The sequence below is a fragment of the Symploca atlantica LB2515 genome (assembly GCF_052546295.1).
Genome location: NZ_JBQWMT010000001.1, coordinates 2,468,872 through 2,488,610, shown reverse-complemented (window position 1 = coordinate 2,488,610; position 19,739 = coordinate 2,468,872). Strand labels below are relative to the sequence as shown.

The 19,739-nt window shown below is 43.6% G+C and carries 19 protein-coding genes; 9 read left to right on the top strand and 10 right to left on the bottom strand.

Features of this window, described 5'->3' with window-relative positions:
- Positions 1 to 23 precede the first annotated feature (23 nt).
- From ACT7WV_RS10455 to trxB, 4 genes are all read right to left on the bottom strand, one after another.
- Entirely contained in the window at positions 24 to 908 is an 885-nt protein-coding gene (locus ACT7WV_RS10455; protein ID WP_445102844.1) for an ROK family protein, read from the bottom strand.
- Positions 909 to 954: 46 nt separating this feature from the next.
- Entirely contained in the window at positions 955 to 1,506 is a 552-nt protein-coding gene (locus ACT7WV_RS10450; protein WP_445102843.1) for a hypothetical protein, read from the bottom strand.
- Between the two features lie 85 nt (positions 1,507 to 1,591).
- Positions 1,592 to 2,476, bottom strand: a complete 885-nt coding sequence (locus ACT7WV_RS10445) for an ABC transporter permease (RefSeq protein ID WP_445102842.1) — start codon at positions 2,474 to 2,476, stop codon at positions 1,592 to 1,594.
- A gap of 252 nt (positions 2,477 to 2,728) precedes the next feature.
- Positions 2,729 to 4,126 (bottom strand): thioredoxin-disulfide reductase, encoded by a 1,398-nt coding sequence (gene trxB / locus ACT7WV_RS10440; protein ID WP_445102841.1) that lies wholly within the window; start codon positions 4,124 to 4,126, stop codon positions 2,729 to 2,731.
- Between the two features lie 365 nt (positions 4,127 to 4,491).
- Between trxB and ACT7WV_RS10435 the strand changes: the two genes are divergently transcribed.
- The 3 genes from ACT7WV_RS10435 (at position 4,492) to ACT7WV_RS10425 (ending at position 8,915) form a co-directional block, all read left to right on the top strand.
- Positions 4,492 to 5,829 carry a class I SAM-dependent methyltransferase gene (locus tag ACT7WV_RS10435; protein WP_445102840.1) on the top strand — a complete coding sequence of 446 codons (1,338 nt, stop codon included), beginning with the start codon at positions 4,492 to 4,494 and terminating at the stop codon, positions 5,827 to 5,829.
- A gap of 122 nt (positions 5,830 to 5,951) precedes the next feature.
- A complete protein-coding gene (locus tag ACT7WV_RS10430) occupies positions 5,952 to 6,548 on the top strand; it encodes a type IV pilin-like G/H family protein (RefSeq protein ID WP_445102839.1) in 597 nt (198 codons plus the stop codon).
- 129 nt (positions 6,549 to 6,677) lie between these two features.
- Positions 6,678 to 8,915 (top strand): O-linked N-acetylglucosamine transferase, SPINDLY family protein, encoded by a 2,238-nt coding sequence (locus ACT7WV_RS10425; protein WP_445102838.1) that lies wholly within the window; start codon positions 6,678 to 6,680, stop codon positions 8,913 to 8,915.
- 69 nt (positions 8,916 to 8,984) lie between these two features.
- Here the strand turns inward: ACT7WV_RS10425 and ACT7WV_RS10420 are convergent, their stop codons facing one another.
- Complete coding sequence (locus ACT7WV_RS10420) at positions 8,985 to 9,992, bottom strand: FkbM family methyltransferase (protein ID WP_445102837.1); 1,008 nt, start codon at positions 9,990 to 9,992, stop codon at positions 8,985 to 8,987.
- Positions 9,993 to 10,037: 45 nt separating this feature from the next.
- Positions 10,038 to 11,657, bottom strand: a complete 1,620-nt coding sequence (locus ACT7WV_RS10415; protein ID WP_445102836.1) for an FkbM family methyltransferase — start codon at positions 11,655 to 11,657, stop codon at positions 10,038 to 10,040.
- Positions 11,658 to 11,806: 149 nt separating this feature from the next.
- Here ACT7WV_RS10415 and ACT7WV_RS10410 point away from each other — a divergent pair, with 149 nt between their 5' ends.
- On the top strand, positions 11,807 to 12,454 hold the full coding sequence (locus ACT7WV_RS10410; protein ID WP_445102835.1) for a Uma2 family endonuclease: 648 nt from the start codon (positions 11,807 to 11,809) through the stop codon (positions 12,452 to 12,454).
- A 6-nt stretch (positions 12,455 to 12,460) separates the two neighbouring features.
- Entirely contained in the window at positions 12,461 to 13,261 is an 801-nt protein-coding gene (locus ACT7WV_RS10405; RefSeq protein WP_445102834.1) for a hypothetical protein, read from the top strand.
- Between the two features lie 131 nt (positions 13,262 to 13,392).
- Here ACT7WV_RS10405 and ACT7WV_RS10400 read toward each other — a convergent pair whose 3' ends face one another.
- Entirely contained in the window at positions 13,393 to 13,818 is a 426-nt protein-coding gene (locus ACT7WV_RS10400; protein WP_445102833.1) for a hypothetical protein, read from the bottom strand.
- A gap of 203 nt (positions 13,819 to 14,021) precedes the next feature.
- Complete coding sequence (locus tag ACT7WV_RS10395) at positions 14,022 to 14,507, bottom strand: allophycocyanin (protein WP_445102832.1); 486 nt, start codon at positions 14,505 to 14,507, stop codon at positions 14,022 to 14,024.
- Positions 14,508 to 14,702: 195 nt separating this feature from the next.
- Between ACT7WV_RS10395 and rlmD the strand changes: the two genes are divergently transcribed.
- On the top strand, positions 14,703 to 16,079 hold the full coding sequence (gene rlmD, locus ACT7WV_RS10390) for a 23S rRNA (uracil(1939)-C(5))-methyltransferase RlmD (protein WP_445102831.1): 1,377 nt from the start codon (positions 14,703 to 14,705) through the stop codon (positions 16,077 to 16,079).
- 503 nt (positions 16,080 to 16,582) lie between these two features.
- Complete coding sequence (locus ACT7WV_RS10385) at positions 16,583 to 17,032, top strand: ATP-binding protein (RefSeq protein WP_445102830.1); 450 nt, start codon at positions 16,583 to 16,585, stop codon at positions 17,030 to 17,032.
- Here the strand turns inward: ACT7WV_RS10385 and ACT7WV_RS10380 are convergent, their stop codons facing one another.
- Positions 17,033 to 17,317, bottom strand: coding sequence for a DUF6439 family protein (locus ACT7WV_RS10380; RefSeq protein WP_445102829.1), 285 nt, complete (start codon positions 17,315 to 17,317; stop codon positions 17,033 to 17,035).
- 47 nt (positions 17,318 to 17,364) lie between these two features.
- Between ACT7WV_RS10380 and ACT7WV_RS10375 the strand changes: the two genes are divergently transcribed.
- Positions 17,365 to 17,757, top strand: coding sequence for a sll0565 family protein (locus ACT7WV_RS10375; protein WP_445102828.1), 393 nt, complete (start codon positions 17,365 to 17,367; stop codon positions 17,755 to 17,757).
- Positions 17,758 to 17,872: 115 nt separating this feature from the next.
- Entirely contained in the window at positions 17,873 to 19,264 is a 1,392-nt protein-coding gene (asnS, locus tag ACT7WV_RS10370; RefSeq protein WP_445102827.1) for an asparagine--tRNA ligase, read from the top strand.
- A 136-nt stretch (positions 19,265 to 19,400) separates the two neighbouring features.
- Here the strand turns inward: asnS and ACT7WV_RS10365 are convergent, their stop codons facing one another.
- Positions 19,401 to 19,709 carry a hypothetical protein gene (locus ACT7WV_RS10365; protein WP_445102826.1) on the bottom strand — a complete coding sequence of 103 codons (309 nt, stop codon included), beginning with the start codon at positions 19,707 to 19,709 and terminating at the stop codon, positions 19,401 to 19,403.
- Positions 19,710 to 19,739 lie beyond the last annotated feature (30 nt).

Sequence of the window (19,739 nt, the reverse complement as noted above, 5' to 3'; positions counted from 1 at the left end):
ATCTCTGATCAATCATCCTTTCTTCAGCATAAAGACTGCCAAGCTAATTGAGCGGCACCCACTATCCCTGCCTGATTGCCTAACTCAGCTTTGAGTAGTTTAAGACCAACACGGGAGCTAGGCAACACCCGTCGTTCAATTTCTGCCAAGGCTGCTGGAAAAAAGAACTCAGCGCTGGCACTGACGCCGCCGCCAATAACAATTGCTTCCGGTGTCAAAACATAGATTAAACTTGCCAACCCGGCACCCAAATCACGCCCGTAGCTTTGCCAAAATTCTAGAGCTTTTGGGTCACCTTCTCTTGCCATAGCACAAAGTTCCGCTGGTTCCTTGCCTGTGCGGCGTCGAATTGCTCTAATTGAGGTGTATTGCTCTAACGAACCCTGATTACCACTATTACACATTGGACCGTCTGGGTTTAAGGTAATTAAGCCCAACTCGCTAGCAGCACCTTGATGGCCAGTGAAAAGTTTGCCATCCAGAATAATTGCCCCTCCGACACCAGTACCTAGGGTCAGCAAAATTAGATGGCGAAAGCAGCGCCCAGCACCTAACCAAGCTTCTCCCAAACCAGCACAGTTAGCATCATTAGCCAGAACAGTAGGATAAGCAGTATTGGCTTCTAACAAATCAGCTAGAGGGACATCCAGCCACCCGGTGAGGTTAATCGCAACTCTGGCAATCCTACCTGTCGCATCAGCTGGCCCAGGAGTCCCGATACCAATGGCTAAGCAATGCTGATTAGGATCTAGTTGTAATATGGCTTTGGTCATCGCCTCTACAACAGCAGTGGGTGTTGCTGGTTGAGGGGTTGGTACACTGAAAGACTCGGAACAAGTTCCATCCTGCTGGAAACGCCCCAGTTTAATGGCAGTTCCCCCTAAATCAATGCCGATTACTTCAGTCATTAGTTATGCTGTAATTGATCATGCGCAAATGACCAATAATAGCTGTTTAGTCAGCAACTTTAAAAGAATTCCAAAACTCTTGAAATGCCTGTTCTGCACCTTGATAAATTGCTGCTTTTTCGTCTAAAACAGCTTTGCTAATCTCTCCATCTTCGTATTGTTTTCGTGCTAGTTCTAACTCTAGTTGCTTATTTTGATAGTCTTGTTTTCTGATGGTTCCTTCTACGGAACCAACCCAGTTAGGAAAGCCTAAGTTTTGAGTTTCCGAATCGGTATTGCCAACTTTTGCGATTGCTGGCTCTCCCAAAGTGGCTTTACTATTTTCTGTAAGGCTTCTAAAGCTGGACAAAGCATCCCTAATCTGAGCTATTGTTTCTAGGGAATTTTCTACAGAAAACCTTTCGTTAAGCGTATCGTCTGCTGGCTCATCCGGACTAACTGGAGAAATAGACAAATACTCCTGTCGAAAATAAGTATTAGCTTGTACTGGCAGCGTTGCTACAGAACTAGTCCAGAAGTCTACAGCAATAACCAGGGAAATCAGCGTTAAACTACCAGTTGTAGCTAGTAGTGATAATTGGCGTTTGATACCTTTCATAGCAGTTTCGAGGTTTATTGTACAGCTATCCAATTACTGTACATAAACTATTCGACGCTATTGTGATAATGTTCAGTTCCACCATTCAACGATGTTCTCTGGAATTAATTAACTCACTCAAGCCTTCTCCTACTAAAGATAATCCTACTACCATCAGTGTCATGCCTAAACCAGGAAACAGGGCTGTCCACCAAATCCCTGTGGGTAGGGCATCAAGGGCTTGACGTAAGTCGTGACCCCATTCGGCAGTTTCTTCGGGCAGTCCTAGACCTAAAAATCCTAAGCCTCCTAGAATCAAAATTGCATCGGCAGCGTTGAGGGTAAATAATACTGGTACGCTTTGGATGACGTTGAAAAACAAATAGCGAGATAACACTCTTTTTGTAGAAGCGCCCATGGCTTGCGCTGCTTCAATGAATAATTCGCTTTTAACGCTGGCGGTATGGTTGCGGACAACTCGATAATACTGAGGCACGTAGGAAATGCTCAATGCGATCGCAGCATTTAATACTCCTCGCCCTACGACAAAAGCTAGAGTTACTGATAGCAGCAATCCTGGCAGGGTGTAAATAGTATCCATCAAAAACAGCAACACCCGGTCTAATTTACCACCCAGGTAACCACTGACTAACCCCAAGGGTACGCCAATAATTAGACTAAGAGAGGTGGCGAGAATTACTACTTGCAAGGCAGCTTGAGAGCCAAATAAGGTGCGAGAAAAGACATCATAGCCCTGGCGAGACGTACCGAACCAATAACGCGCTCCTGGTGGCTCAAGGATAGGATTACTTAATGACTCGGTGGGGTCTTGCAGCCATCCCCAGGACTCAAAGGTGGGAGCAAGAATGGCTACTAAGACAAAGAAAAGTGTGATTACTACTCCCACCGCCATGAGTTGCATGGAAAGACTAGGGCGTCCAGAAAAACGCAAAAAGCGGGGTAATCGAAGTTTGAGTTTGGTTGAGGTCATAATCAGTAAGTAATAAGCATGCCCTTGAGCGGAGCGAAGGGTAATAAGTAATAATAAGAAAATTTATTACTTTTTGGAAAACTTATTACTTAAAAAGCATTTCTTGCAAACATTTGGGGAATCGATATATCGATATAAGGTTAGCAGGTTAGAGGTTTACAGCTTGCAAGGAAATTGCCAACCACAGCTTTCAATCTTTAAGCCAGTAGAAACCTCGACAAACAACCTTCTAATCTGCCAACCCCAAAGATACTATTTACCTGCTGAAACGCCTGCTGGTAAATGTTCTTCAATGACGTTACGATACTCGCTTTTTTGCTTGATGCCCCGAAGTTGTGTCACTATTTCCTTATCCTTGAAAAATTGTACAGTGGGTGTTCCTGTTACCATGGCGTTTTCGGCAATTTCTGGGTCGGCTTCGACGTCAACCTCGACGAAGTGAATTTTCCCGTCAAACTCATCTACCACCTTATCCAGAATTGGCTTCAGGGTACGGCAAGGGCCACAAGTCGGCGAGACATATTTAACCATGATTAAGCGATCGCTATCATGGAATAATTTACGCAGGGCATAACCACCGACGTGGCGTGTCTTATTCACATCAAAGGTTTCTGCCGTGTCAGCAACCGTCGCTTTTTCTTGATTTGGCGTCGTTACTGGTTTTTCTGATTCTGGTTTTTGATGGTATTCCTGAATCAGGTTGTGAACAGAGAGCCAGCGTTCTGCTAGCATTGCTGCCATACAACCAGTACCAGCAGCAGTGATGGCTTGACGAAATTCGTGGTCTTGGACATCGCCAGCAGCATAGACGCCTTCGACACTAGTTTCTACTGAATCGTGCTTAGTCACAACATAACCAACTTCGTCTAGTTCTAGTTGTCCCTTAAACAAAGAGGTATTGGGTTTGTGACCAATGGCGTAAAATAGCCCTTTAACCGGAAGATCTCGCTCTTCGCCAGTTTGGGTATCGCGGACTTTTAGCCCAGTCATCCGGTCATTCTCACCGAAGACATCCACCGCCTGAGTGTTCCAGTGAACTGTGATTTTCGGGTTATTCAGAACCCGGTCTTGCATGGTTTTACTAGCCCGCATCTGGTCACCGCGTATTAGCATGTGAACACGAGAGCCATATTTTGTCAAGTAAACCGATTCTTCCGCCGCTGAGTCACCGCCTCCAATGACGGCTAGTTCCTCACCATGAAAGATGGGGGTGGCACCATCACAGATAGCACAGGCTGAGATACCATGGCTCCAAAATTGATTTTCGCTGGGTAATCCTAAGCGTTTGGCAGTAGCACCTGTGGCAATAACGATGCTGTGGGCTTTTACTTCTCGTTCATCAGAGCGGACAATAAAGGGACGCTGGTTTAAATCAACAAAGGTGACATCTTCTGTATAGCACTCAGTCCCCCAACGCTCTGCTTGGGCTTTCATCCGTTCCATTAGCTGTGGCCCGGTAATTCCTTCTGGGAAGCCAGGGAAGTTTTCGACTTCTGTGGTGGTCATTAATTGCCCCCCTGGGATGCCTCCAGCTTGGAAGCCTTCAAACATTAGGGGTTTCAGGTTGGCTCTTGCTGCATAGATAGCAGCAGTATAGCCTGCGGGGCCGGAACCGATGATTACCAGATTTTCTACAGTGGGGTTGGTCATATATAAACTCATAACGACTACGTTTTGATAATTATAGCGGTTTTTGGGCTGTTCGTAATGCAGCCCTCAAAAATATTAGAATCATAGAAATATTAGAATCATAGAGTTTACTAATTGCAGTTTCCGGAAAGCCGGTTGCATCAATGCCAACCTGACACGGCTTTTTACTTTTTACCTTGGATAATCATTTCAATTGCCACTGCCAAATAATTCGCCCATGGGTCTAAAGGGAGTTAGAATCACCTAGCCTAGTGGCAAAAATTAGTGCATATTCTGTTGAGATACCTTCGTTTATTGATACCTACTTGCTCACTGGCTAATCTTAGCCAAGTATAATCCCTAAAAATCATCAGGAGACTCTTAAAATGGACAGTCAAAAATATGATTTAGATTTAATCGAAAAAATTCGTCAACAGTTTGACAAAACACCTTACCCTAGAACTCCCTTAGAACAATCGCCAAAAGACGACTTAAATTCGCTATTTATTCATAATTTAGTTACACCTTACTACCTAGTAAATCAGAAAATTACTAATACCGAAGGGAAAGTAATTTTAGATGCCGGCTGTGGCAGTGGTTATAAATCATTAGTTTTAGCTGAAGCTAATCCAGGAGCCAAAATAGTTGGAGTTGATTTATCAGAAGAATCTGTTAAGGCAGCAAGGCACAGGTTAGAGTTTCACGGCTTTGAAAACGTAGAATTCCATACTCTTTCGATTTATGATTTGTCTGAGCTGGGTATGGAATTTGACTACATTAATAATGATGAAGTTCTCTACTTACTGCCCGATGTAGCAGCAGGTTTGAAAGCAATGAAGTCTGTTCTCAAGCCAGAGGGAATTATTCGCACTAATTTACACAGTTCTCTGCAGAGAACTGTCTTTTTCCGCGCCCAAGAACTGTTCAAGAAAATTGGTCTGATGGATGGCAATCCAGAGGAAATGGAAATGGAACTTGCCATCGAAACCATGAAATCTCTCAAAAATGGAGTGAATCTCAAAGATAGGGCTTGGAATGCTGGTTATGAAACCCCTGATTGGAAAGGTACGCTGTTATCCAATCACCTGTTGGTAGGGGACAAGGGATTTACTATTCCAGAAATGTTTGCTGCTTTAAGAGAGGTAGAACTAGAATTTGTCAGCATGGTTTACTGGCGGTATTGGGATGTAACTGATTTATTCCAAGAACCAGATAATTTACCCGCATTTTGGGCAATGAGTCTGCCAGAAATTTCAACAGAGGATCGCTTACATTTGTATGAACTATTACACCCGATACATCGGCTTTTAGATTTTTGGTGCGCCCATTCTAGTCAGGTAGATTCTTTTTTACCTGTTGACCAGTGGCAAGCATCCGACTGGCAAGGGGCTAAGATACACTTGCATCCTCAGTTGAGAAATACAAAATCGCGGGAAGATTTAATTAAGTGCATCACTGAGCAAAAGCCCTTTGTGATCAGCGGTTATGTCTCTTTGCCAACTATGGCACCAGTAGAGATAGATGGCACTATGGCAGCTTGTCTGTTGCCTCTTTGGGAGGAACCGCAGTCTTTTAAGTTCCTAGTGCAGCGCTGGCTCAAGATTCGTCCCCTAGATTTAGTAACTTTGGAACCAGTGAGTGAACAGATGGCTTTTGAGGAAGTCAAAAAATGTTTAAGTAAGCTAGAAGTCTTTCTCTACGTGCTTTTGGAGAAGTCTGTTTGAAGTTTCTCCATGGCTGCAAGCAAAATTTTTTGGTAAGGGTGATAGGAAAAGGCTCGCAGGTGGGTAAGTTAGTTACAGAAGTGAGAAGTTAAGCATCGCCCACCTCAAGAAAAGGCCTCAATATGAAAACTGAACTAAAAGCAAAGTTTTTACAGTACCTGAACCAGAACAAAAAGGACGAAGGTTTCACCCTGATTGAACTGCTGGTTGTAATCATCATTATTGGTATTCTCTCTGCTATTGCTCTGCCCTCCTTCCTTAATCAGGCAAACAAAGCGCGGGAATCAGAGGCCAAAACCTATGTTGGTTCGATGAATCGGGCGCAGCAAGCCTACTACTTAGAGAAACAAGATTTTGTTAATCGAACGGAAGATATTGGTTTATTGGGTCTAGGTATTGCGACCCAGACTGAGAATTATGAATACAAAGTGCAGTCAGAAAATGGTGTTGGTGACCAAACTAATGACACGCAAGTAGCAAATATGGCACAGCCTCGGAAGGGTGACCAAGCTACAGTTAGAGCTTATGTAGGTGCAACGCAAATAACCACTAATCCAGATACCAGTGAAGCGACTACTGTAGCAATCTTATGCCAAGGAGCTAAAGCTCCGATTGGTCTCGGTGGTGCTGGAACTGGTGGATTTGACGCAATAAAATTCGGCAATCCCGTCGCTGGAGAGTCACCAAAATGCGTCGATCCTAACTACGAAAATCTATGATCGATAACTAACTAATACTAGCTGTTGATTTTAGAGTTGCCTCTGATTGATTACAAGCATTTTGAGGAAGTGGGTAAGACTATCTACCCACTTTCTTTTCACTGAAATTGCACCAACATCGAATACCCGATGACTGCTGAATACAACTTGACAAATCTGGTCAACTGGCAGCAGCAAGCTGCCCAATATTTAATTAAAGGCGATTACGCTCAAGCGGCAAGCCTTTACGAACAGGCAATTGAAGCAGAACCAGAGATCAAGTCTTACTACTGGCATCTCGGCTTAATGCTCATGTTACAGGGGCAAGAAGCCGAAGCCCAAATGACTTGGCTGCTAGCAATCGCAGAGGGAGAGCCAGAACAGGTTGACCAGTGGACAGGGGAACTGCTCGAAGTTCTGCAAACCGAAGCCGAACGGCGAGAGGAACTAGACGACTATGCTGTGGCTTGGGCAATTCGCCAGCACATCCGGGAAATTAACCCCCGCGATATCAATAATTTATTACAGATTATTCAACTTTCGCTCAGTCTTAAGACTTTTATTTTAGAAGACCTAACTCAGTTAGGAGTTATCAATCTACTCCAGTCAGAGGAAACCAAGACTGTTGACCCTGAGCTACTGCTACAGGTGCTGCAAAATGTTTTATCTCAAGCTCCCCCTCACCAAACTCTAGTAGAGTTGACAGCAGCTTGTCTACCCTGGGTTAAAGATACTGATCGCTTTGTAGAAACAGTAGCACGCGCATCTATCGAAATTGGTCATCTAGCCAAGTGTCCTACCCTAGCAGCAGAGCTAATCGAGTTATGTTTGCGTTTAGATGATCAAAACTTAGATGTCTTGACTCAACTGACGGCATTTTATCAAAATTCGCAGCAATACGATAAAGGTATAGAAACGGCTAGGCGCTGCTATTCTATGGCGCAAGAGTTATCGCATAAAGTGTATGCCAGTCATCTGCTGATGCGGGGACTTACTGGCGCTGGCGGACACAGGCAAGAAGCCGTTGATGTTTTCCAAAAGCATAAATCCTTACTCTCCGCTCTAGTCCAGGAAAGACCTACCCATCTGCCTCAAGGTTGGAATCTCAGTCTGCATAGTTCAACCTTCTTTTTACCTTACTTTAAAGATGAGGCCAAAGAAAATCGGCTGATTCAGAATCAGCTTGCCGAGTTGTGTCAAGTCAATACTCGTAATTATGCCAAAGAGCAGGCAGAGCGATATAGCAAAAGAGTACTAACCAAATCTAACGGTCATGCTTATACTAAACCGCTCAAAATTGGATACTTCTCTCATTGCTTGAGAATGCACTCCGTAGGCTGGCTAGCGCGCTGGGTATTTAGGCATCATAACCGCGAGCAGTTCCAAGTGCATGCCTATATGCTCAATAATCGGCAAACTAACGACCCTATACAAGACTGGTATATCGGTCAGTCTGACAAAGCTTACCAGTTTCCGCCCAATGGTCTGCAAATTGCCGAGCAAATTTACGAAGATGAAATTGATATTCTGATCGATCTTAATAGCACCACCCTAGATATAAGCTGTGAAATAATGGCGCTGAAACCTGCGCCAGTTCAAGTCACTTGGTTGGGTTGGGATGCTTCGGGAATACCAGCCATCGATTACTTTATCGCTGACCCCTACGTTTTACCAGATACGGCTGAAGATTATTACGCCGAGAAAATTTGGCGCTTACCCGAAACTTATATAGCGGTTGATGGGTTTGAGGTTGGTATACCTACTTTACGCCGCGAACATCTCGATATTCCCAGCGATGCAGTTGTGTATCTTAGCGGTCAAAGAGGCTACAAACGGCATCCCGATACGGCAAGACTGCAAATGAAAATAATTAAAGAAGTGCCGAATAGTTACTTTTTGATTAAAGGTTTTGCCGATGAAGAATCAATTAAAGGCTTCTTCAACCAAATAGCAGAAGAAGAAGGTGTAAGTTGCGATCGCTTACGATTCTTACCTAATGATCCTTCAGAAGTAACTCACCGAGCAAACCTAGGTATTGCTGATGTTGTGCTAGATACCTATCCCTACAACGGAGCCACCACAACCCTAGAAACTCTTTGGATGTGCATTCCCTTAGTAACCAGAGTAGGAGAACAATTTGCCGCTCGCAACAGTTACACCATGATGGTTAATGCAGGTATCACAGAAGGCATTGCCTGGACTGACGAAGAGTATATCGAATGGGGTGTTCGCTTAGGAAAAGATGAAGCACTGCGGCAACAAGTCTCTTGGAAATTAATAAAATCAAAGCAAACGGCACCACTGTGGAATGGTAAAAAGTTTACTCGCGAGATGGAAAAGGCTTACGAGCAAATGTGGGCTAAATATGTTGAAAGTAGTAACTCGTAGTTGATTGATTCTAAAGCACCTGTAGGGTAGGCAAAATTAACCCGCGATCGCCTTCACTTATTCTTGCTCTTAGGAAGCATTGCCGACTTGCAATAAATCTAGCTTTTCATCACTAATATAGTTGCGAATTTGAGCCACAATAGGTAAGCTTCCTAATCCTTGTTGCACTAGTTCGGGAAACTGAGCCAAACTCTCGACTATATTATCAGCAAAATTATATTGTGCCTCTTCGCCGTAACTTAGAGTCAGATACTCTAACAATTCTAAGGAATAGTCAGGAAAATTCATTACGTCAGCAATGCAAGCTAATTTAAATATTTTCTCTGGAGTCTTTAAGGTTGTACTAATATCTTCTCGAATCAAATCCCGCAAGTAAAAAGCATCTCCCCAGAGTAACTGTCCGGGACGAACTCTTGATTGGATAGGAGATCTAGCGCGAGTGCAGTAAGATTTAGTTAAATCAAATAGTGTGAAATCTCGCTTATTTAAATAAGTATCTACATCAGCAAATAAAGGTTGATTGACGTACAAATGTGAAAATTCCACTTCGATTTGTACTGCCAGAACACTTTGCTCTAATATCCCGGAAGCGCCTTCTAATACCTGAAGATCTGCCCCCTGAACATCAACTTGTAAGAAATCAATCTCCTCTATTCCTTCCTCTTGACAGAAAACATCTAAGGTTGTGGTTTCAATCCCTAGAGTGAAATCTAAATTTACCAATTTCGCAAGCCCAACAAACCTAGCTAGGTATGGTTCATTAGGGGGATATAGGGAACTACACATCGGGTGTTGGGTTACATAAAGTGTAGATTCTCCTACAGAACTCCCTAGTGCAAGAGGAATATGTTTTTCCGTCCAATTTACTTGTCGAGTTTCCAGATCGGCGTTAGCTTGTTCGCAAGCGTCAGCGTCTGCATCAAATCCGTAAATAGTTAATCGAGGTGCAAAAATGCCCCACTCTTGACTAGCGTAGTCATCCTGGCTGCCTATTTTACGAGAGCCAACGTTACATATAGTAAGATGAATCCGATCTAAGTGACCACTTTGCTTTAAGCTGGCAAGAAAAACTGACAATTTTAAATCCTCTTTTTTGAGCAATAAACAGTAAAAAATTAATAACTATTGCCTGGATAACTTTGAAGTAGAGGTTTCATTTTTAAATATCGCAACGATATTCAATCTTCCCCGTAAATCATCAATAGAATTTATGGGAATAAGTTCCTGCAAATAAGGCTGATATCGAAACAATTGATACCCTCTACACTGAAGAAAATCAGCAACAGCTATGTTACTTCCTTTACTACCTGCAATATTTTCATATAGTATAATCGGATTAAATTCAGTTAAAATTCGATCGCTACCTACTAATACTTGCAGTTCGTGACCTTCTGCATCAATTTTTAACAAATCTACCTGACAAATATTTTCTAGCTCAATTAAGCTATCGAGAGTAAAGCAAGGAACCTCTTCAAAATTGCCTTGTTTTGCTGTTACCTCGGCCTCACTATCAACAATTTCGTTAAGTTCGCTGGCTGCATGTAAACCAAGTCTGACTGCACCATCGCGATCGCTTGCTGCACCCGCACATACTTTCACCCAACTTAGCTCATTAATCCTACAGGTTTCTTGCAAACAACGCACGCAACCGGAAAAAGGTTCAACAGCCAACACACAACCATTTACGCCTACCCTTTGTGCAGCACTAAATGTGTAAACTCCCACATTAGCACCAACATCAATCACCGTCATTCCAGGTTTAAGCCAGCTTCGCCAGAACTCCATTTCTGCTTCAAACCAATCTCCTTCAGCAATTAAAACACTGGTAACAAGACTGCGGAGACTTGACTCAACTGCTAGTGTTAACTTCTCCTCAAAAGAAACATAGGTTATTGAACTTTCACTCCCCAATTGAGTCCAGTCCAAGTCTATTGAATGTGGCTTTTTAAGCCTAACTTCGCGAGCGATTTCCAGCCAACTTTCTGCTACTTTTGTTTGCCCTAAATCTCGATAAGCTAGGTAGAGAGATTGCATAACTTTCGCAGAAGTTGGGTGAACCTTGTGGGCACAGTGCAAATTCAACAAGCCTTCCCATTGACTATTGATGATATTAGCAATTCCCAGCTTTAAATTAATAGAAGCAACCTGAGGAAATAGTTGAGCAGTTAGCTGTAAAAATCGTTGTCCTGTAGTATTGTAAAAAACTAACTGTGAACGACATAACACTTCACTAAATAAAAGTAGCGCTTGAGCATAACCATCCTCAGTTTGTAGAAGGTGAACTAATTGTTCATCCCGACTGTCTGTAAAATCGTTTGCAGGAGGCAGGTAAATTAAGCCCAGAGGAATTGGTTGCTCATTAACATAAGCAGGCTGTAGAGTATTAATGAAAGTAGAAAACGCCATTTGTAAGGCTTGCTCTTTTTCCCCCGTCATGGCTAACACTAAAGCCAGATGAGCTGCACAAAGCGGATGTCCCTGTAATTCACTTCCCTTATTTAACGCCTCGAAAGCAATTTCAAGATATACGCCACGTAGGGATAAGTCTTGGCATTGCTCCGCTTCAATTAGTGCTAACGCAGCACAGTTGTTAAACTCAATAGCAGATGTAGGATTATCCCAACAAGTACTTTTAAGAGTACTAGCTATACGCAATAAAGTATCTTGCCCTAACTGCGGACAAACACCTTCTAGATATTTCCAATAGACATCACCATAATTCATAATAGATTCTGACGTCACTACCTCAAATCCTGAATAAATTGCACAACTGCCTAACCTACACTACAAGCGCTATCTTTAAATTACCCAGTTTTGCCTCAAGAACGATCGCACCTACTCAAACTTTCTTCGCAACTGGGTAGGTACTACTAGAAAATAGGGACGGAGAGATGTTACTCGAACTCAAGCAAATCACAGTACCACCAGGACAAAGAGTGCTGCTGCAAGAAGTTAGCTGGCAGGAATTTGAAGCTATTCTAGAGGATTTAGGTGAACATCGTGCCTCTAGGGTGGCTTATGACAATCAAACTCTGGAAATTATGACCCCATTACCAGAACGTGAGACGGTAAAAGTCATTATTGGAGATTTAGTCAAAGCGCTTCTGGAAGAATTAGACGTTGACTTTTGGTCACTTGGTTCAACAACCTTTAAAAACGAAGCAATGCTCAAAGGCATAGAACCTGACGACTGTTTCTACATCCAAAATGAAGCTAAAGTGCGAGGCAAAAATCGTTTGGACTTAACATTAGATCCACCTCCTGATTTAGTACTAGAGGTTGATATAACTTCTCGTACTCATTCCAATATCTATGAAGCACTGGGAGTAACTGAACTCTGGCGATTTGAGAATGGTCAATTGCAAATTAATGTGCTGCAAGAGGGTGAATATTTTCAGTGTAACTATAGCCCGCAGTTTCCCAATTTACCCTTGATTGAGATAATTCCCCAATATCTTAACCAATGTACCACTATAGGAAGAAACAAAACAATGAAGGCTTTCCGTACTTGGGTGAGGGAGCAAAAGAAATACCAATAATAACTAATGACCATTAACCTTGCTCAAAACCTCAGTCGCTCCCTAGTAAGCTCTATCGCTGCTTTGGGCTGTGCTGTAGCAGTAGCGATGCTACAATTACCTCAACTCAATGCTCTCAAGAACAGCTCTAAAAACGCCACGCCAGCCGCCCTCAAACAGGAATTAGCATCAGAAAGATTAAGCCTCAATCTACTGCAAAAAACTCCAACCTTTGGCTTTGATAATTTACTCGCCGATTGGGTATTTATCAATTTCCTACAATACTTTGGTGATGAGCCTGCTCGTGCCGTAACGGGCTATCAGCTTAGCCCAGAGTATTTTGAAGTAATTATAGACCAAGACCCCAGATTTCTGGAAGCATATCTCTTTCTTTCGAGCAGTAGCTCCTTATATGCAGGCATGCCAGAACGCTCTGTAGCTCTCATGAAAAAAGGACTAAAGTCCCTTTCTCCTAATGTTCCACCCCAATCTTATTATGTTTGGCGCTATAAAGCTGTTGATGAGCTATTGTTTTTAGGTGATGCTCAAGCAGCTAGGCAATCTTTTGCAAAAGCAGCAGAGTGGGCTAGTACTTATCCAGATCCAGAAAGCCAGAGTGTTGCCGTAATTTCTCGCCAAACTGCTGAGTTTCTCAGTCGTAATCCTCAAAGTAAATCGGCTCAAGTCAGTGCTTGGGCAATGGTTTTAAATAACGCAGTGGATGATGGTACTCGTCAGAGAGTTATTGACCGTATTGAGGCGCTGGGTGGTAAAGTTGTTGACACACCGGAAGGAGGACGGAAAATTCAAATGCCCCAAGTAGATTAAGTCTCAAACTGGGCTTGATCAAAGATTCATTATTTAAACCTTATTGTCAATAATTGGGAAATTATTGTAGTGCGATCATCTTGGTCGCTACTTATACCCAATTTAAATCTGTCAAAGCTTAGTCTAATTTCCTAGAGCAGTTGCTGCATTGTTAAGCCTAAACTAAAACCAGTCAGAGTAAAAATAGCGATAACCCCAAAAGCTTGTAGATCACCGTAACCTGCTGTTTGAAGATCTAAGCGGGCTAACAAACCTGCACAAAAAAGTACTAGAAAGCGGATAAAAATGTGAAGTGATCCAAGGACAATTACTGCCAAAAAAGAGCCAATAATCACTGTCACAAAAGCTCTGTTGTCAGATTTTAGCCAAGTTTCAACAAAGCCTCTCACCAAATTTACGGGAGCAGTCAAAGCGACAGCAATTAGAAAAACAAGAACTCCCCCCATTAACCACCACCACCAAGAAACCTCAGAGGCAGATATCAACCAGCCAAAGACGCCATTAGTGAACAGAAGAAGTAACAGAGTTATCCAGGGCAGTTTGGTCCAAAACTGCATTTTTTTTGCCTAAAACCTATAGTGAACTACCTACATCAAATCAAAAATTATGATCTAAGCTTCGCGTCTTATCAGCCGTTGTCGCTTGCTGTTACCATAATTATGCTTGATCAATGTCTTGTATCAGAACCTATCCGGCTTAGTAATCCCAGCGACCTCACCTTAAGTCAGGTCGCTGAGTTGACAGTATCTGTAGTTAACAATTAGGACATGGCTTGAATGATGTAATCAAAGTAAGGAGAAGCTTCCACAGCATCTTCCTCACTCAGTAACGCCAGAGAAGCGTTTTTTAGACAGCGAATCGATTCAGCCATTCCTGACACCGGTACACCGAGGGAGTTGTACATTTCTCTGACCCCAATCAAACCGATTTTTTCAATTGGTTCTTTATCACCAGCAATGATTCCGTAACTCACCAGCCGCAAGTACCAGCCGTAGTCCCGTAAACATTGATTGCGCTCACGCTGACCATAAGCATTGCCACCAGGAGCAATGTAATCAGGGCGCTTTTGCCAAAGCTGCTTGCTAGCTTCTTGAACTATCTTTTTTTCATTTTCAGATAGGGTAGAAGCAATACGCATGCGCTGCTCACCAGTCTTCAAAAACTCATTGATACTCTTGAGTTCGCCAGAGCTAGGATATCTGAGTTCGTCGTCCGCTTGGAGAATTAGTTGTCTAACTACGCTCATATTATTGGGTTAACTTAGGTAACATTTGTAGTTTAGCGACTCTGGGCTACACAGAGAAAGAGTTGAAGCCTAGAAGATAGAAGACTGCTGATAGCAGGTTGTAATGCTTCTTAACTTGCAATAAATGATAAGCTACCAGCCCGCGCTTCCTTCAACCTTATAAAAGATAAAATACAACATCGGAGTTCAAATGAAATGATAACTATTGATCCTACCCCAGACCTTTGGCAACAAGGTCAGCTGCTCGAAGTAATAATTACTGACCTTAGTGATAGTGGTGACGGTGTTGGACGTTTTGCTTCAAGGGTCGTGTTTGTGCCAGATACCGTAACAGGCGATCGCGTTTTAGTCCGATTGGTGCGTGTCAAGCCTCAATACGCCCATGGCAAGGTACATGAACTCTTAGAGAGGTCTCCAGGGCGCATCCGACCAAATTGCATTGTGGCTGATAAGTGTGGTGGTTGTCAGTGGCAGCATGTTGCCTATCCCTACCAAGAGGAGACAAAACATAATCAAGTGGTTCAAGCGTTAGAGCGCATCGGTGGTTTCACTGAGCTAAACATTGCGCCATTGTTGAAAGCTGGCTCTCCTCTGGGCTATCGCAACAAGGCAACCTATCCGCTAAAAAGGTCAGCAGCTGGTAAAGTGCAGGCAGGCTATTACCAAAAAGGCAGCCACCAGCTCATTAATCTCAATCAATGCCCTGTACAAGATGCTCGCTTAAATCCCCTACTGGCACAAATTAAGCTGGACATTGAACAGTTGGGATGGTCGATTTATAACGAAAGCCGTCACCAAGGAAAATTACGCCACTTATCGCTGCGGATTGGACGCCGCACCGGTGAAATATTGCTTACTTTAGTAGCAACAGACGCCAAATTACCAGGTCTTGACATCCAAGCTCAAAAATGGCTGAGTAGCTATCCCCAAATAGTGGGGGTCTGTCTTAATCAAAACCCCGACCGTACCAATGTGATTTTTGGTTCTCAAACCCACTGTGTTGCGGGTCAGCCATACTTACAAGAGAACTTTGCTGGTCTTGAGTTCCAATTGCGCCCAGAAACATTTTTCCAAGTTAATACCGAAGCTGCTGAAGCCCTCTTAAAAGCGATTACCAAGCAGTTAAGTCTCAGTGGTAATGAAGTATTAGTCGATGCCTACTGTGGTATTGGCACGTTCACCTTGCCTTTAGCTAGGCGAGTGCGGCAAGCAATTGGTTTGGAGGTGCAAGCGGTGGCAGTGGAACAGGCTCAAATTAATGCTCAGCTCAACAAAATTGACAATGTGACCTTTCAGACAGGAGCAGTAGAGCAGTTATTACCTCAACTGGGACTTGTGCCAGACATTGTATTACTTGATCCCCCACGTCAAGGATGTGAGCGCTCTGTTATCGATGCCCTACTAGAGATTGCACCACAAAGAATTGTCTACATCAGTTGTAAGCCAACTACTCTGGCGCGGGATCTCAAAATTTTGTGCCAGACAGGAAACTACCAGCTAACTCACCTACAACCAGCCGATTTTTTCCCTCAAACTTCCCACGTTGAATGTGCTGCTTTTCTGGAGTTATGACCTGGAGCCCAGTAATCTCCTGAGCAGAATACCTTCTTGGGAGGCGGGTGTTTCGTGTTCTCGATCAGTCTTCAACTCCAATTTCTGAGTCACTATTAGCTGATGCGTAATTTGCATGTTTCCATGACATTTGAGGCATCGCTCTGGTGTTTGGCAGAGTATTTCGATACAATAGAAAGGTGTGGAGGTTACCTTCTAAGCTGCGAGAAGATGACTCTCCTCTAGAGGAAAGAAGTTAGCGCACTTCGATATTATCCGTCGCAAAGTGGGAACTGGCTTCGGTGGTTCTACGGAGACAGGTGGCAGAGCAGCTTTTCAGTAAATGTGAATTCCAGCCCAACCAGCAGAATTTCACAATTGCAGAAGCCAGTATCTAAAGCCTAGACAAGTATTTCGTGCCTAAGCAATAGAGCCTGGTTCGGAGCAAGTTAGCTCAAGTAACACGCTAGCAATTCTTGTATAACATCAAGTCCACCAAACAAATTCTAGAGGTCTACTCATAAGTGATTGCTATATCAATGCGCCCAACCGGACGCGACTGGGGAACAATTAGCTTCGCTTCTACCCTCTACCTTAGCCCAGTCATCGACCTGCTTCTCGAACAAGTTCCCCGCCAGTGGCGACCAGAACTCCGTCTGGGACTTCAAGAAGCATTAGTAAATGCGGCAAAGCACGGTAATAATTTAGACCCAAGCAAGAGAGTAGAGGTTCACTTTTCGGTAGTAAAGGGCGAATATTGGTGGGTAATTGCCGACGAAGGTTCTGGGTTTCGTCCACCTTGTTGCAGACAAGTTGAAAGTTACGAGAGTTTGCCTAGTGACTCCTCTGAAAATGGCAGGGGTCTTTGTCTCCTCCAACTCATCTTTGACCAAGTTCAGTGGAATCATCAGGGAACAGAACTGAGGTTATGCAAACAGGTCAACTCTGGCTCAAGACTGCCCCTACTTACCTAACTAACGACCATGATCCCCATGGCTAGGACACGGAGGTGCTGAAATCGAGCGGTCTAGCCATCCTGATGCTTGGTTAAACCTAGCAAGAGCTTCCTCTGGTTGTTCTTTGAGAAGAAAGATCAGAGCAGCAGCTGCTTGTTCACGGGCTCTTGCTTGGCGATTAGACTTTAAGCGGTGCCAATCATTGGGTCTGATGGTTAGGCGTTCTGCGAGTACTTGAGCAAGTTCTAGAGTACTCAGTTTACTGAGAGTATCAGTGCTGCTTAATTGGGTAGATTCAGGCATTACTTTAAATTACACTGTCATTTACTCTTAAGTTTAATGTACTGAAGATGCCTCAAGGAAACTCGCGCCCGTCGTCTGGTGGTTCAGAATCTAACCAGCCCGATACAGGTAACAGGGAGTTTGAGCAGGTTCTTTCGGAAGTAGAACAATCTCTTCAATCTCTCAAAGAACGTTACGAACAGGTGAAACGAGATCGGCAGCAGCAAGCACGACTCCAGCAGCGCCGAGAACAACTAAAAAAGCAACTGCCAAATATCAGTCACCGACAACAGTTGCAAACAGAACTACGACAAATTAAAGAGCAACTCGAAACTATCGAGCTCAATTTAGAAAGCCAGTTGTTTTCTTGGGGTTCTCTAAAAGAGCCTTTTTGGCAAGCCGTCCGCTTTGCAGGACTAGGTATTGTTATTGGTTGGATCTTAAAGTCTTGTAGCGCTTAGTCATTCACCGTCAGGAGATCGCTATGCTGCTCTTTCCTAATCGGCAATAACCACTAAACTGGGATTATGGCTATGTTTGCCCAGGGTTTGGCTTGTTAGTGACTGTCAAAAAAATATGGTAAATCGACGGATTGTAGAAATATTAAGAACTGGTCAGCCTGATGAGTCGGTGACGATTAAGGGTTGGGTGCGCACCAAAAGAGAATTGAAGGATTTTGCCTTTACGGAAGTAAACGATGGTTCTTCCATGGTTTCCTTGCAAGTGATACTTAATCCCGACTTGCCAGATTACGAAAATACATTGAAACAGCTCAACACTGGGGCTTCAGTAGAGGTTAGTGGTGTACTGGTGCCTTCTCCTGGAAAAGGGCAACGAATTGAGATCAAAGCATCTCAGGTCAAGGTATACGGCGAGGCTAACCCAGAAGCCTATCCCCTTCAGAAAAAACGTCATTCCTTTGAGTTTTTGCGCACGATTGGGCATTTGCGAGCACGTACTAACACCATGGGAGCAGTCTTCCGGGTGCGCAATGCCTGCGCCAGCGCCATCCACGAATTTTTTCAAGAGCGGGGTTTTTTGTGGGTTCACACCCCCATTATCACTGCTAATGACTGTGAAGGTGCAGGTGAGTTGTTCACCGTCTCTAGTCTAAATTTTCAAAATCTGCCGAAGACAGAGGCAGGAGAGTGTGATTACAGCCGAGATTTTTTTGGTAAAAGAGCCTACCTTACTGTCAGTGGTCAACTGCAAGCCGAAGTGATGGCAATGGCATTCCGAGACGTTTACACCTTTGGCCCCACTTTTCGGGCAGAAAATTCTAATACATCCCGGCATTTGGCCGAGTTTTGGATGGTAGAACCAGAGATGGCGTTCTGTGACTTATCAGGGGATATGGACTTGGCTGAGCAATTCCTCAAGCACCTCTTCAAGTCGGTGCTGGAACAATGTCCAGAGGACATGGAATTTTTCAATAAACGGATTGATGATTCAGTACTGTCAACTGCTGAAAATATCATCAATAACCAGTTTGAGCGAATTACTTATACAGAGGCGATTGCTCTTTTAGAAAAAGCCGACCGCCAGTTCGAGTATCCCGTCAGTTGGGGTCTAGATTTGCAGTCAGAACACGAGCGCTATTTGGCGGAAGAACTCTTCAAAAAACCTGTAATTGTCACTGACTACCCAGTAGGGATCAAAGCCTTTTATATGCGTCTCAGCGACGACGAACAAACCGTGCGTGCCATGGATGTTCTCGCTCCCAAAATTGGTGAGATCATCGGCGGTTCACAGCGGGAAGAACGTCTCGATATTCTTGAAAAAAGGATTCAAAGCCAAGGGGTGAATCCAGAAGAATTATGGTGGTATCTAGATTTACGCCGCTATGGCACCGTAGAACACGCAGGGTTTGGCCTAGGATTTGAGCGATTGGTACAATTTATGACTGGTATGGGAAATATTCGTGATGTCATCCCCTTCCCTCGAACACCTTTGAGTGCCGATTTTTAAATTGGTTTTCCCATTGCTAACTACTTTGCCCTCAATCTAGCTAGCAAGTTGGGTTTCGATGGAAGAAAAAAGTAATTAACCTGATATCCAGAAACAATTTAAATGTTTAGTAACACAAAAAGACTTGGATATGGTATTATGAAACCTTCCTACAGATGCCAGACGGCTGCTCAGACAGAGCTTTTTGAATTATGGTCAACAGACCTTGCCTGCTAGGGTCGTCGTTTTGAGGATAAAGCTCCCAGGCACTGATTGGTGCTGGCTGGTAGGCTAGCTTGTAGTAGTCGTTGGGGGCAACAAATATCTTCCACACAGGCTGTTTGGATTTTTTCCGGGTTTCGTAGCCGCACTTTTTGAGAGCCTCTCGAATAACAGTTGCTTCTCGAGCAACTTGTATGGCCTCGTTAGCAGAAGATCTCCTCGTGGGTATTTGATAAGTAGTCATGGGTGATTTAGCTTGGTTAAGCAGTGAACG